Annotated in this window: 13 protein-coding genes; 7 read left to right on the top strand and 6 right to left on the bottom strand. The window is 62.1% G+C overall.

Annotated elements, in window-relative coordinates:
* Positions 1-18: 18 nt before the first annotated feature.
* From H3309_RS09490 to H3309_RS09480, 3 genes are all read right to left on the bottom strand, one after another.
* Positions 19-255: a hypothetical protein gene (locus tag H3309_RS09490; RefSeq protein ID WP_182298886.1), complete on the bottom strand. Its 237-nt coding sequence runs from the start codon at positions 253-255 to the stop codon at positions 19-21.
* Positions 256-322: 67 nt separating this feature from the next.
* Positions 323-814: a type II toxin-antitoxin system YhaV family toxin gene (locus H3309_RS09485; RefSeq protein WP_182294500.1), complete on the bottom strand. Its 492-nt coding sequence runs from the start codon at positions 812-814 to the stop codon at positions 323-325.
* Positions 815-1,141, bottom strand: a complete 327-nt coding sequence (locus H3309_RS09480) for a type II toxin-antitoxin system PrlF family antitoxin (protein ID WP_160984563.1) — start codon at positions 1,139-1,141, stop codon at positions 815-817.
* Positions 1,142-1,279: 138 nt separating this feature from the next.
* On the opposite strand from H3309_RS09480, the gene H3309_RS09475 reads away from it, so the two are divergent.
* Positions 1,280-2,473, top strand: a complete 1,194-nt coding sequence (locus H3309_RS09475) for a DUF932 domain-containing protein (RefSeq protein WP_182294499.1) — start codon at positions 1,280-1,282, stop codon at positions 2,471-2,473.
* 61 nt (positions 2,474-2,534) lie between these two features.
* Here the strand turns inward: H3309_RS09475 and H3309_RS09470 are convergent, their stop codons facing one another.
* Together H3309_RS09470 and H3309_RS09465 are read right to left on the bottom strand one after the other, a co-directional pair.
* Positions 2,535-3,494: a queuosine salvage family protein gene (locus tag H3309_RS09470; protein ID WP_182294498.1), complete on the bottom strand. Its 960-nt coding sequence runs from the start codon at positions 3,492-3,494 to the stop codon at positions 2,535-2,537.
* Complete coding sequence (locus H3309_RS09465) at positions 3,491-4,144, bottom strand: NUDIX hydrolase (RefSeq protein WP_182294497.1); 654 nt, start codon at positions 4,142-4,144, stop codon at positions 3,491-3,493. Before H3309_RS09465 ends, H3309_RS09470 begins: the two co-directional genes overlap by 4 nt.
* A 249-nt stretch (positions 4,145-4,393) precedes the next feature.
* Between H3309_RS09465 and H3309_RS09460 the strand changes: the two genes are divergently transcribed.
* The 6 genes from H3309_RS09460 to H3309_RS09435 all read left to right on the top strand — a co-directional run bounded on the left by H3309_RS09460 (position 4,394) and on the right by H3309_RS09435 (position 13,279).
* A complete protein-coding gene (locus tag H3309_RS09460; protein ID WP_182294496.1) occupies positions 4,394-6,541 on the top strand; it encodes a ParB/RepB/Spo0J family partition protein in 2,148 nt (715 codons plus the stop codon).
* Between the two features lie 120 nt (positions 6,542-6,661).
* Positions 6,662-7,693 (top strand): DUF7146 domain-containing protein, encoded by a 1,032-nt coding sequence (locus H3309_RS09455; RefSeq protein ID WP_182294495.1) that lies wholly within the window; start codon positions 6,662-6,664, stop codon positions 7,691-7,693.
* 369 nt (positions 7,694-8,062) lie between these two features.
* Positions 8,063-8,989 carry a DUF2493 domain-containing protein gene (locus H3309_RS09450; RefSeq protein WP_182294494.1) on the top strand — a complete coding sequence of 309 codons (927 nt, stop codon included), beginning with the start codon at positions 8,063-8,065 and terminating at the stop codon, positions 8,987-8,989.
* Positions 8,990-9,290: 301 nt separating this feature from the next.
* The gene (locus H3309_RS09445; protein WP_182294493.1) at positions 9,291-9,449 is read left to right on the top strand and encodes a hypothetical protein; all 159 of its coding nucleotides are present in this window, start codon (positions 9,291-9,293) and stop codon (positions 9,447-9,449) included.
* A gap of 227 nt (positions 9,450-9,676) precedes the next feature.
* Positions 9,677-12,103: a UvrD-helicase domain-containing protein gene (locus H3309_RS09440; protein ID WP_256402022.1), complete on the top strand. Its 2,427-nt coding sequence runs from the start codon at positions 9,677-9,679 to the stop codon at positions 12,101-12,103.
* A 9-nt stretch (positions 12,104-12,112) separates the two neighbouring features.
* Positions 12,113-13,279, top strand: coding sequence for a PD-(D/E)XK nuclease family protein (locus tag H3309_RS09435; RefSeq protein WP_182294491.1), 1,167 nt, complete (start codon positions 12,113-12,115; stop codon positions 13,277-13,279).
* Positions 13,280-13,286: 7 nt separating this feature from the next.
* Here H3309_RS09435 and H3309_RS09430 read toward each other — a convergent pair whose 3' ends face one another.
* A complete protein-coding gene (locus H3309_RS09430; RefSeq protein WP_182294490.1) occupies positions 13,287-14,060 on the bottom strand; it encodes an HAD family hydrolase in 774 nt (257 codons plus the stop codon).
* Between the last annotated feature and the right edge of the window lies 1 nt (position 14,061).

Below are 14,061 nucleotides of genomic sequence, written 5' to 3'. Positions count from 1 at the left end.
GGCTTGCTACTCCTTACCTCACGGCAGCGGACCGAACAGCTTGTCGAGTTCGCTGCGCAAATGGCCTTCGATAACGCGCAGTTCTGCGTCGCTGATCGGAACCGGATCGGGCCAGTCATCGGAGACAGCGATCTCTGCCTCTGCCTTGTCGACGTATGCGCGCTGCGGTGGTGCCTGAACATAATCGTGCAGGTCGCCAATGTCTTGCGACCATTTGCGCGGCGCGCGGATCCGGCGTTTGCGTGGCAGCGGCATCGGAGGATGCTGTCGTCCTCGTTTGCGGCGAGCAAACCCTTATTGCCGGCGTAGCGCAGATACGTGCTCACGGCGCTTCCGGCGTAGCCGCCTCCAGTCTTTGGCGCACTTGAGGATCGCTTGCCGCTGCCATCAGCGCGGCCCAATCATCAGGCGGGTTGCCGCCGTCGAGCATCTTGCGGAATACGGCGTAGGCATCGGACTTCGAGCCATAGGCCCGTAGGGTGTTCTCGTCATTGACCCACGCGAACACGATCACCTTGGCGCTGCTGCTGTATCGGAAAAACAACCGGAACCGCCCGCCGCCGAATTTGGCGCGGAACCAGTGCTTACGTGCATCGCCGAGCGTTCCGCCCTGGCGATATTCCGGACGGGTGGGGTCTTGCGGGATCGTCTCGAAGACGAGTTGCCAAATGGCTGCGAGGAGCTTGGCATTGGCCGACTTCCGCCAACCGCGCGGGTCCTTCGTTTGCGCCTTCTCGACCGCACCCGCCAGCTTCTCGATCTGGTCGAGGAACAGCGGATGGGCGAACAACTGCCATCCGTTCACTTCCAGCATTTAGAGATCGACGTCGCCGTCGATCGGCGCTTCGAGGTCAACCTTCACACCCTCGGTCAGCGCCGCAAGACGCTCGGCCAGTGCCGGCGTCAGCGCCGTGACCGCCTCGGGTCGCCGGGCAATGTCGTCGGCCAGGAACGCCAGAAAGCGGTCAATGGCGGGGTCTTCGTTATCGACCTCCGCGCGGTGGACCGACACGCCGCGCTCGTCGACCCGGAACGCAATCTTGCCGCCATAATCGACGCCAAGCGCGGTCCGGACCGACTTCGGAACCGTGGTCTGGCCCTTGGCGGTGATGGTGCTGATCTCTTCGAGCATTGCGGACATGGCGGTCTCCTATAGGTGCGCTCTTGTAAGGAGAACGCCTTACAATGTCAAGTTGAGAGGAAGAGGGCGGCGGCTGTCGCCGTGACGGTTCGAGTGTCGGGAGAGAGGCTCCCGGCCGGGCCGTCGCGGAGACATGTCATGACACAAGTTCAAGTTCTCGATGCGAGCCCCGACCGGAGCGGTGGCTACAAGGTCGATGTCGGTCGCGGCCAGCGGGTCGGTCGGGTATCGTCGGAATGGTTCAGCCGTCCCGCCGATGAGCGTTACCTGTCGCTCGATGCGCTGATGGCATCGGTGAAGGGCCGAGCCGAACGCAGCCGCACGCGCACGGTCGAGAGCGCGGCGGTGCTTGTCGAAGCCAGCCGCGATAATCCGGAACGGCTCGACCTGATCCTGCCTGGCGCTGACCTTCCCATCTCGCCCACCCACTGGAGCTTCGGCCAGCTCGCGGCACTGGTCGGCGCGCCCGCCGCCTATCTGCGCCAGCTTCCGGCACCGCTGGCAGGCATCAACCTGCAGTATGGCCTCACCAACCACCGGGCCGAGCAGATCAAGACGCTGGAAACCGATGATGGCCGCATGGAACTGCGCGCCGTCACAGGCCCGGATTATGGCCGCATCTATGACCATGAACTGGTTGCCGCCGTGCAGCGGATCGCTGGAAACGGCACGGGCGATACGCGCTGGAAAGTGCCGGGCGTGCTCGACTGGTCGACCGGCATCTACAATCCAATGGTGGATATCAGCGCCGACACCACCACGCTCTATGCGTCCGACCGTGACGTGTTCCTGTTCCTCGTCGATGACCTCAACCCGATCGAGGCAGGCAAGCTGCCCGACGGATCGCCGGACCTCTACTTCAGGGGCTTCTACTGCTGGAACTCCGAGGTGGGCGCCAAAACGCTCGGCATCGCCAGCTTCTATCTTCGCGCTGTCTGCCAGAACCGCAATCTCTGGGGCGTCGAGGACTTCGAGGAGATCAGCATCCGGCACAGCAAATACGCCGCCAACCGCTTTGCGCACGAAGCGGCACCGGCGCTGACACGATTTGCGGATTCCTCGCCGCTGCCGTTCGTCAACGGCATCCGGCAGGCGCGCGAGCGCATCGTCGCGCGCTCTGACGAAGACCGCACTGATTTCCTGCGCAAGCGCGGGTTCGGCAAAGCCGAGACCGCTAGAATCATCGACACGGTGCTCGCCGAAGAAGGCCGACCACCAGAGTCCGTATTCGACTTCGTCCAGGGCATCACCGCCTTCGCGCGGGGCAAGGCGCAGCAGGACGCGCGGCTCGATCTGGAGGGCCGTGCCAAGAAGCTGTTCGAAAGGGTATGATTTGTTCGGGCGTCATTTATCGGCCTTTAGGCGGACCGAAAATACGATGCAGTTCGGCAATCTAATAGTGCACGCTTCTTGTTCGCTGCCGAGGCCTTGCTTTGTAAAGAGGTGACTGGCCGCGGTTCCAGATCCAGTCCGAAAGGCGCAGTGGCATCACGACGTCTCCCCGCTTGGCGCTCATCGCTGATAGTAGCTCAGTTGCGTGGACCGCCATCGCCCTGATTTCGATCTCCTCCGGCGACCCCGCGGCGATCAGCTCTCCACGGTCGATCCTCTCAAGCAGCGTTGCATCAAATTCCAGCACACCATCCACGCGAAGCGTATGCGGGACGAGGTTGTCGGCAAAGATTGTTAGCTGATCGAGATCGTGAAATCGGCAACGATCGTCGCCTGGGCAGAACAAGCTGAGGTCATATGCCGCCAGCTGTGCCCGCTTGAGAAACGGGAACTGTAGGCCATCGTAGATGTAGACGTCATTGAAATAGCCAACCTCCCCAAGCAATGCTGTAAGTTGCACGGCCGACCGATCAGCGGCTGCAACCAAGTTGCCGTAGCTCCCTCCGAAACGGTTGCCGAGTGCTTCGCCGAGCTGTCGCCATGCATCGGCGAACAGTGCCATCAGTTCGGCGACCGGCTCGGTCATCGACTGCCCAAAAACAATTGCGCAGTGCTCGGCGGTGGTCTTCGACAATTGCTCAGCGCTTGGAACGCCGTTCTCCGCCAACCACCGCGCCAACCGGACGCCTGTCGTTCGGGCACCCGAAATCCCCGGCTCCTTGTTCAGGTGGGGATGCCATCCCGAACCGAAGTTTGTGGCGTCGCGAAGCAAGACGAAAGAAACGCGCTCCTCCGCGCTGGAGGTTTCGTCCGGTGCCGGATCGTATCGCTGTTGCTGATCACGGCGCGCGACCTCTTCGAGGTAGGCTTCCAGCCGATCGGTGCGCACGCTGACGTGCCGCGTCCGGCCGGCCAGGGCTTGGGCCGATCGTCGAAGGACCGTCTGAGGACTATCCGTCATTGGTTATCCTTTCCCTCGACAAGCTTGTAGAGTTTGGCAGGCCTGTGCTGGCCCCGACGCGCCTCGCCCGTTTCGCGTAGTGGCGCTTTGTTTTGAAGCCATGCTCGGAAGTTGCGCTTGTCGATCGGCTCGCCTGCGACCGCCTCAAAGGCGCGCTGCGCTTCGCCAAGCGTGAAGCTGTCGGGCAGCAGCTTGAACGCCGAGGTAGTCGTGTACAGGGCTTCGGCCAACCGACGTCGGCCAGTGGCCACGATTTCGTCATGGTCGAAGGCAAGGCTCGGCAGCGCATTAATGTCGTGCCATGCCGCCTCCGCTGCGTCGCTCCCGGCCTGCAAAGTCTGTTCGTTTGCGCGCACGAGTGCGAGATAGGCTACCGAGACGACATCTCCTCGCGGATCTCGACCGGGCCTTGAGAACGCCGCGAGCTGCTCGAGATGTCGGAGTTGCAACCCGGTCTCCTCGATCAACTCTCGCTCGGCGCAGTCGTCAAGGGTTTCGTTGGGCTCGAGAAATCCGCCTGGCAGCGCCCAGCGGTTACTGAACGGCTCCTTTGCGCGCCGGATCAGCAGCAGGCGCAGTTGCTCGCTGTCGAATGCGAAGATCACCAAGTCAGTGGTGAGCGCGAACGGTTTCCGGTCCAAGAGAGCCATGAAAGTAATAGTGTATAGTTCACACTAACGAGTCAAGGCGTTTTGTAGACATAGCGTAAGCGGCAGGTTTGGCGGCTTATCGAGGCTGGACGGAACTCCCGCATAATCGTCGGGAGCGGCCGCGCGTGCAGTATCGCATCGCCGCATCGGTTACGTCGCTCTCTTCAGAGGAAGAGGGCGGCGCTTCGCTTCGTGACGGTTCGAGGTGTCGGGAGAGAGGCTCCCGGCCGAGCCGTCCGGAGAAGTGTCATGCCCAAGTCCAATCCCAAGCTCGCGCTCAGTGTTTCGCGCGACATCCCGTTCGACAAGCTTGTGCTGTCGCAGTCCAACGTCCGCCGGATCAAGGCCGGTGTCGGCATCGAGGAACTTGCCGAGGACATTGCCCGGCGCACGCTGCTGCAGTCGCTTACCGTCCGCGCGGTCGTCGATGCGGAAGGCAACGAAACCGGCATGTTCGAGGTGCCATCGGGTGGTCGCCGCTACCGCGCCCTCGAACTGCTGGTTAAGCGCAAGCAGCTGCCGCGTAATGCGCCGGTGCCGTGCATCATCCGCAGGGAGGGCGATGCCGAGGAAGACAGCCTGGCCGAGAACATCCAGCGGGCACCGCTGCACCCGCTCGACCAGTTCCGTGCCTTCCTGGCGCTCCGCGAGAAGGGCCAGTCCGAGGAGGAGATCGCCGCCCACCAGTTCGTGTCGGTGGCGGTGGTCAAGCAGCGCCTGAAGCTCGCCGCCATCAGCCCGAAGATCCTCGAAGCCTATGCTGAGGACGAGATCACGCTCGACCAGCTGATGGCGTTCACCGTCAACGGCGACCATGAGCGTCAGGAGCAGGTCTATGAACGGCTCGCCGGTTCCTACGACCGTCAGCCTTACGCGATCCGCCGGATGCTGACCGAAGGCGCGGTGCGTGCATGCGACAAGCGCGCCCGGTTCATCGACGTCGATGCCTATATCGAGGCGGGCGGCGGCGTCATGCGCGACCTGTTCCAGGGCGATGATGGTGGCTGGCTGCAGGATGTCGGCCTCGTTGACTTGATGGTCTCTGAGCGACTGCGCGAAGAGGCGATGAAGGTGCAGGCCGAAGGCTGGCGCTGGATCGATGCAGCGCCCGACTTCCCGTACGGCCACACTTACGGGCTGCGTCAGTTGCGCGGCACGCCGGTGGCGATCACCGCCGAAGAGCAGGCCGCGCGCGACGCGCTTCAGGCCGAATATGACGCGATGGTCGCCGAGCATGAGAACTTGCCTGAACTGCCCGACGAGGTCGACGAACGGCTGGGCGAACTGGAAACCGCGATCGAGGCGCTCGACCAGCGACCGCTGGCCTACGACGCCGACGAGGTCGCACGGGCTGGTGCATTCGTCAGCATCGCGCCGGATGGCAGCCTGCGGATCGAGCGCGGCTTCGTTCGACCCGAGGACGAACTGCCCATCGAGCCCGAACAGGGTGCTGTTGTGGAAGGGGGCCACGGCCATGTTGACAACGGCACCGACGATGGTGGGGATCAGGTCGGCATCGACAGTGATGTCGAGGTGGCGCCTGAGCCCGAGGAGGATGAAGGCCTGCGCCCGATCCCCGATCGGCTGATGTCCGAACTGACCGCGCACCGCACGCTGGCGCTGCGCGATGCCGTGGCCCGGTCGCCGGAAGTGGCATTCCATGCCTGCCTCCATGCGCTCGTGCTGCGGCTGTTCTACCGCTATGCGCTCGACAGCTGCCTCGAACTCGACGCCAAGCATGTCGGGTTTGGTCAGCAGGCACCGGGGCTTGGCGAAACGGCGTCCGCACAGGCAATCGATGCGCGGCACCAAGCGCTTGCCGATCTGCTGCCTGCGCAACCCGAGGCGCTGTGGGATGCGCTTGGCGACATGGACGGCGATCAGCAAAAGTCGCTGTTCGCCCATTGCGTTGCCTGCACGGTCAATGCCACGTTCGAGGCTTACAACCGCAGGCCGCGTGCGCTCGCCCATGCCGATATGCTAGCCAAGGCGGTCGATCTCGACATGGCGGCGGCAGGTTGGAGGCCAACGGCCGATACGTTCCTTGGCCGCGTGACCAAGGCGCGGATAGTTCAAGCAGTGGCCGAAGCGAAGGGCGAACGGACGGCCGAGAGCATCGCGCATCTCAAGAAGCCCGACATGGCCGCACGCGCAGCGGTGTTGCTCGAAGACAGCGGATGGCTTCCCGAACCTCTCCGCACGCCCGGACGCGCACTGCCAGCACCGGTCCAAAGCGAGCTCGAGTCGCCTATCGACGACGCCACGATCGCCGCCGATCCCGCCAGCGAAGCGCAGACGGCGGCAGATGACGGCGAACGGTCCGTGGCGAACGAAGCGCCGATCGACGACAATGCCGAGGCCGAGGGCGACATCCCCTTCGCCGTCGCCGCCGAGTAGGTCGCGCTCCCCAGACCCGCTCGCAACTGAGGGTCCGCCGTGCATCGGGGTCCCCGCGAAGCCTGCTTCGTGGGGATTGCTTGGGCGCGGCGGACCCTCTTCTTGTCTCAGGAGGATCAGATGCCCGAAGCATCCGACCTTGCCCGGCAGCTTGCTCGCAATGCCGAGAGTGTCTGCCGCCACTATCTGCCCCAAGGTCGCCGACACGGGCGCTACTGGCTCATCGGTGATATCGAAGGCACGCCGGGGCGCAGCCTGTTCGTGCGACTGACCGGACCCGACGCTGGCAAGGGCGCTGCAGGCAAATGGACCGATGCGGCCACCGGCGAGCACGGCGACCTGCTCGACCTCATCGCTGCCAACCAGCGATTGGCTTTGCTCGCCGACACGCTCGGCGAAGCGCAGCGCTTTCTGGCTCTGCCGCCGCCAGAGCCAAAGACATTTGAACCGCTGCCGCCTGTACCGACTGGATCGCCGGAAGCTGCACGACGGCTGTGGGCCATATCGAAGCCGATCTTTGGCACGCTTGCCGAGGCATATCTGCGCCAGCGTGGCATCGTCGATCTGCGCGAGTGCAGCTCGCTGCGGTTCCATCCCAACTGCTGGTATCGCGCCGACGAAGACGACCCACCCGGCACGCCGAGCGCGTTCCCAGCATTGATTGCAGCAGTCCAAAGGGATGACGGATCGTTGACCGGCATCCACCGCACCTGGCTCGATCCGAACGACAGCGGAAAGGCACCCGTCGCCACTGCGCGTCGCGCCATGGGCAATCTCCTCGGCAACGGCGTGCGGTTCGGTCGCGCCCGATCCGTCCTGGTCGCTGGAGAGGGCATCGAAACGATCTTGTCTCTCCGTCAGATCATGCCGACCATGCCCATGATTGCCGGTCTCTCAGCGGGTCACTTGTCCGCGTTGCAAATCGCGCCCTCGCTGCGCCGCCTCTACATTGCGCGTGATAACGATCCCGCTGGACAACATGCGGCTGACACGTTGGCCGCACGCGCGATCGGGGCTGGTATCGAGCCGTTGATGCTGACTGCCAGACTTGGTGACTTCAACGACGATTTGCAGCAGCTTGGCCGGGACGAGATGCGGGCAGCGGTGCGAGTGCAGCTTGCGCCGGAGGATGCCGAACAGTTCATCGGCTGAGCATAGACGGTGACGTCTCTGCGCCCGAGCTATGTTCGCCATGATCCGTCGCTCCGCTGACAGAGCCGCGCCTCTGCCTTCGAGAGGGGCGAGAGAAGCGGAAGCAGACCGGGCCGGCAATGGCTGTGCGCGACTTTCTTCCCCGCCGCGACCACCCCACGCGTCAAGCCGCGCGGGGACCCCGGTTTCGCGGCTCCTCGCGCGCCAAGAAAGTCGTGCTCGCCATCCTCCGCTGCGCTGCGGCCACAAAGCCCACCCCAGAAAGTGGTACTTTCTGGGGACCCCGGGCGGGTGCCGACCCGCTCCGCCCCCGCTCTTTGCTCGCCCATGAAGGCCGCGAGAGGCGCGGTCGACGGAGGAGCGAAGCCAATGACCGAGCACGACGAACCCCAGGAACAATCCCCGACCGCGCATATGCTCGATGAACTGCAACTCTATGGCTTCCGGCCATTACATGACCAACCCGACCCACGACCGTTGCCCGAAGGCGACCGTGTCGCAGGGGCCGTCGCTGACATCTTCGATGCGCTGATCGGCACGCTTGCCGACACCCGGCTCGAACCCGATCTCGACGATTTGCTCTGGTCGACGGTCAATCTGTTCCACCGCACCGCCGAGCGGGTCGAACGCGAGCTCGACGACAATGAGCAGGCACAGCGTCGATCGCAACGCGAACAGGACGGCTCCGAGGTCGCATCGGTCGAACTTGAGCGATTGTTGGCCCAGGGCCTGACGCTGATCGAACGGCGCAATGCCCATGAACTGATGCGCGATGCCGCTTGCGATCTCTACCGCACCCATACAGGTTCGGCTTGGCATCCCCGCCATGGCAGCCTCGTCAACCGCCGCGCGTTGACCGCAGCCATGGTCGACAGCCGCGACTTCATCGCCGCCCGCCGCCGTGCCGAAAACGAGGTCATGCTGCCCGCTGGCCCCAAGGTCGCATTCACAGGTGGCAAGGATTGCAACGATACTGACGCCATCTGGGCGGCATTGGACCGCGTGCGCGCCAAACACCCGAATATGGTCCTGCTGCATGGCGGCGCGCCATCAGGCGCCGAGCGGATTGCTGCCTGCTGGGCCGACAATCGCAAGGTGACGCAGGTGGCATTCAAGCCTGACTGGTCCCGTCATGCCAAGGCAGCACCGTTCAAGCGCAACGATGCGATGCTCGATGTGTTGCCGATCGGCGTTGTGGTGTTCCCCGGCACCGGCATTCAGGACAACCTTGCCGACAAGGCCCGCAAGCTCGGCATCCCCGTGTTCGACTTCCGGAATAGCAAGTCCCCGACCTGATCAGTCGGCATTGCCCGACCGCTGGCAGGAGCACTGTTCCGATAATCATCAGCGTGAGCGGCAAGCCAGCAAACTTCCGGCCGGTGAATCGACGCTGCATCCCGTTCCGAAGCGGGCACGCCCCGCTCTCTCTGGCTTACCTCTGACCTTAGCACTGCCTTGTGACGATCAACCCGCAAGGGGTCCGCTAAGCACAGCTTGCGGCCTTCAGCTTCGCCTTCGGTGATCGCGGCCGCGCGTCGGTCGCCTGTGCGCCTGTCGAGCGGGGGACGGTTCCCGCTCCGGAAACAGGAGCAAGATCATGTCGCTTCCCACCGCCCAGAAGTTCGCCTGGAGCCTTGCCAAGACGCTGATGACATGCGTGGTGCTGATCCAGACCAGCGATGGCTACGCCGTGATGACCGATGCCGAGTACGATGGCGATCCGATGCTGATCATTCACGTGTATGATCCGTTCTGACTGATTGTACGCTTCCGGACATCCCACCAAGCAACCCGCGAAACTTCTTGCTTCACTTTGCGAGGGTTGCCTCGTGAAGTGTCCACACAAGCCGACGCAAAAGCTGATGATCCTGCTCGATATTTCGGTTAGGAAGACCGAGCGCGGTCGGTGACGGGCGTCAGTCGGCATGCGACTCGGGGGTTTTTGCTGAACGACTTTTGCTGAATTTGTTGATTGGGGGACCTGTGCAACTCGAGCAATTCTTTGATTTAGTTGAGCAAACTCCCGCAATCGCACGGCGCCCAAATGTTGAGCAGCAGTTATGCATTCAAGCCGACCTAGCAAGCCCCACGATGATCGTTGCCGGCCCAGGAAGTGGTAAGACAACGGTTCTAGTACTTCGCGCTCTGAGGCACATGCTCGTCGACAGAATTGCGCCAGAGCGCATTGTCATTACAACCTTTACTAAAAAAGCCGCGCGTGAAATTAGAAGTCGCTTGATCGAGTGGGGCGAAGCAATTGTCGATCAAGCAACTGCGATGCAGCATCTCGATGCTGCAGACCAAGCCATTCTCCGGCACCTAGACGTTAACCGCGTCGTCACCGGTACGCTCGACAGCATCTGCCAGGAAGCCTTAGGCTCCGACCGTCACGCCGATGAGCCTCCATTAGTGACGCTGGAGGCTTTCGCGGCGAACGTAATACTCCAACGCCGGGGGCGGCTCGGTCAAGTCTTTACCGCAAATCAAGCAGAAATGGCGGATTTTCTCGCGCCATTCACCTTCGACGGCACGCCTCCGTCTACTGTCGGTGAAGCCAGCCGGGCACTTGTGCCGATAGTCGAGCGATTCATTCAAGATCGGGTGAATGTAGATGCTTTCGGCGCTGCAAGCCAACCGTACGCACATCAACTGATCGCAGGCATCGCGGCAGACTACCGCCGGTATCTGAGAGAAAATAATCTTCTAGATTTCTCGAGCCTGGAAGAAGCCATCCTGAATCGGTTGCAGGCCCGGCGAGTTCCGACTCTTCTCGCCGATACTGCTGTTGTTCTGGTCGATGAGTATCAGGACACGAACGCCCTCCAAGAAGCGATCTATTTCGAACTTGTTTTAGCTACTGGCGCTTCCTTCACGGTCGTGGGCGACGACGACCAGAGCCTGTACCGCTTTCGTGGCGCCACGATCGAACTGTTCCGTGCGTTTGTTGAGCGGTGCCAGAACCGGCTTGGCATTGCGCCCCAAGGACCGCTCTATCTCGTCGAAAATTATCGTTCGACACCCGAAATCGTCGACTTCTTTAATGCCTTCGTCCGAGAGGATCCCAACTTCGCGCCAGCGCGTATTCAGCCGCCCAAACCGGTGATCCGTGCCAACGCTGCAGCTTCGCAGATGCCTGTCCTGGCAATGTTCCGGCCCGATGCGCCCACGCTCGCAAACGACCTCACCGGATTTCTCTCAGATGTTTTTCGGGGAGGCGGATATCGCGATCCGAATGGTCGCTATCCCGACCTGCTGCGGCGGGCGGCCGAGGGTGGCGACCTTGGCGATGCCGTTCTGCTGGGTTTCAGTGTTCTCGAGATGCAGAGACCGTTCAGGGGCAATCCTCCCAAACCCCGCTTTGCACATCACCTTCGCAACGCTCTGATGGGTAGCGGCATGTCGATGTTCAATCCTCGCGGACGCTCGCTCCGTGATATCGAGCAGGTCGAGCAGCTACTCGGGCTAGCGATCCTGGCGATTGATCCGCCGAGCCGGCATGGCGGGCATCTTTTCGATTTGATGACAATTACAAATGAAGCCAAATTCTTCATGCACAGATGGGTCGCGGCTGGGCGTGCCCTCCTCGCCGCTGCCCCCGCACCGATCTATGGGCGCACGCTTCAGCAAGAGGTTGGCGAGTGGAATCGCTTCGTACTAGGCGGTCCTAATCCCAACCCGAAATGGTCGAGTAGAGATTGGCCTTTTCTGGACGTTCTCTATGGCCTTGTGCCGTGGGTACCGCATTTTGAGGAGGACCCCGAGGGACAGGTCTATCTCGAAGCCATATCGCGCGCAGCAGGGCAAGCGGCCGGCTTTTCTGCATATTCCGGGAAGATCGTGCGACCCGTCGATCCCATTGCGGACGAAGATCATGGCCGGCGCAGCATTTTGGCGATTCTTCGGGACGTGATCGCGCCAATCGCAGAAAATGTCATCGACGTTGACGAAGAGATCATGCCGAGCGTGCCGCGCGATCGGCTTAACGTCATGACAATCCACCAGGCTAAGGGTCTGGAATATCCGTTGGTGATCGTCGACGTCGGCGCGGACTTCACGATGGACGCACCAAAGAATCGCTTCAGACGCTTTCCTGACGCACCGTCGGCGACCGCGCAAATTGAAGATGCCCTCGCGCCCTTCACCCCCGAACTTGGTCCATTGCGTACCGCGCGCAGCGGACTCGATCGTAGCTTCGAAGACCTGATCAGGCTCTTCTATGTGGCGTTCAGTCGTCCGCAGTCCGTGCTCATGCTTGTCGGATGCGAGAAGTTGCGTGGATGGAAGAGTAACATAAAGCATGTCGCAACAGGCTGGCGACAAGATCAGAGCTGGGCGTGGAAAGATCAAACATCCTATGTCGGACGGCGGGCACCGCCGATCGTGTCACCTCCATCAATTCACTTTATTTGAGAGGCCGCTATGGAATTACCGATCAAGCGGCCCGACCGCATCGTTCCCGATTACAGCCTCACCGGCGATGTCTTGTCCTTCTCCCGCTGCCAGCGGAGCTATCGCTACTACAACGGTTCGGCGCTGCCGCCCTCGCGACCCGTTCAGATGTGGTATGGCGAATTCATTCACGGAATGATGGAGCGTACCTTCCGCCTTTGGCAGGACCGGGGCGGGCTTCCATTCCCATTGCCCTACACGCCGGTCACGGAAAACGACATGCCGGGTGAGCCGCCGGCCGGAACCGACCCGCTCGATCTACGCGCAATTGGTTGGCCGATTGAGCAAGCACTCGCACATCAGGGCAAGTTCGCGCGAAGCGCCGACGCCCGCATCTCAGCCTATGAACGCGCCGAAGCGGCGGTCAATCAGCTTGGACCCCATCTCTTTCCGCTCATTGATGTCGCGGAGCGGAAGGTGCTGGGTACGCGGCCCCTGCCGGCATCCGAAGAACATTTGGCGGAGCGAGCCGCTCGTTACGTCCTTCAGGGGATCATAGACGTCCTTGGACATACCCAGCTCGATGGGCAGCCATCGGACAATGCGATAAAGCGCGCCATCATGGATGCAAATCCGCATTTGGCGGGCGAGTATGAAATCATCATCGACTACAAGGGCTCGCGCCGACCACGTGTTGATGATAACCCACGGGGCGACTGGAAGCTCGGCGAATGGCAAGTGCAGACCTATTCATGGCTTCGCTCTCAGCAGATCGATGCGCGTCCTGTAGCGGCCGGAATCCTGATTTACGTCAGCGAGCTCTCACCCGGGTCCAAGGAGATGACGATGCTGCGCACGGAGATGCGCAACGGGTCGACCGACGTCGTGCCGGTGACCGGAACACCCGAATATTATCAAGTAAGCGGGTGGACTCCCGGCAGCCAAGCCAACCTCTCGCTCGAGTTCCGATTGAAGCGAGCGATCCGAGTTATTCCGGTCACGCCAGCGACGATGACGGAAGCGACGACGGCAATCGACGGAGTGGTGCGCGCGATCGAAGATCGTGTCGCACACGAGCGTCAAAGCATGCAGATCAAGCAATCTTGGCCGGCAGATAGCAATGATCCTGACACCTGTGTCGCTTGCGATTTTCGGGTCTCTTGCGAGCACTACAACAACGACGTGAGAGAAGCGTAGCGCCCCGCTATTCTGCAGCGGCGCTGCTCACCAAGTCACCGCTGACAATCCAATCGATAGCCAGATCGAATCGTTCGGCGACATGATCCGCCGCACTCCACGCCGACGACGAGATCCAAGTCGGCCGAAATCGGCTCGGAACGAGCACACCGATGCACCCCGCAGCTTGCGCTGGGAGAATGTCGCGATCGGGCTGATCGCCGATCACGACCAAGGGTGATGGAGCGAAGCGCCGCCGCTGCCGATCAAACTGATCCTGACTCTTTGTCGCTTCGCTCACGCCTCTGACCAGGTGGGTAATGCCAAGGGCTTGCGATCTTGTTCGTTGGCGCTCTGCTGATCCTTCCGTCAAAATCCAGACATTGAGATTTGCCCGCCTCGCTAGTTCGAGGCCATCCGTGACGCCGGGCAGCAACGCTGGCGTCCGAGCGAGCGCTTCGAAATAGCGCGCGACAATGCCTTCCTCCGCGCTGGCAAGGTCCTGGGATGGCCGCCGCGCGATTGCCATGCGTGCCGCCGTCGCTGGGTCGTGGCCGAGGTTGCCCAATGCCAGTGCGCGCGCGAGGAGCACAGGCGGATATCGCAGATGCCGACGATCAATCTGCGCAAGCGCCTGGTCGTAGGCGCGCACATGCGCCAGCGGATCGGGACGCGCCGTCCCCGGAAATTGCTGATCGACATTCGCCAGCATGCCGAGTTGCGCATCGGCGAAAACGCTGTCGGTATCCCAAAGCGTATTGTCGGCATCTGCAAGAATGACTGGTGCGTCATGCATGGGCATC

It is taken from the genome of Sandaracinobacteroides saxicola (assembly GCF_014117445.1).
Taxonomy (GTDB): domain Bacteria; phylum Pseudomonadota; class Alphaproteobacteria; order Sphingomonadales; family Sphingomonadaceae; genus Sandaracinobacteroides_A; species Sandaracinobacteroides_A saxicola.
This window is presented reverse-complemented; position numbering and strand designations above follow the sequence as displayed.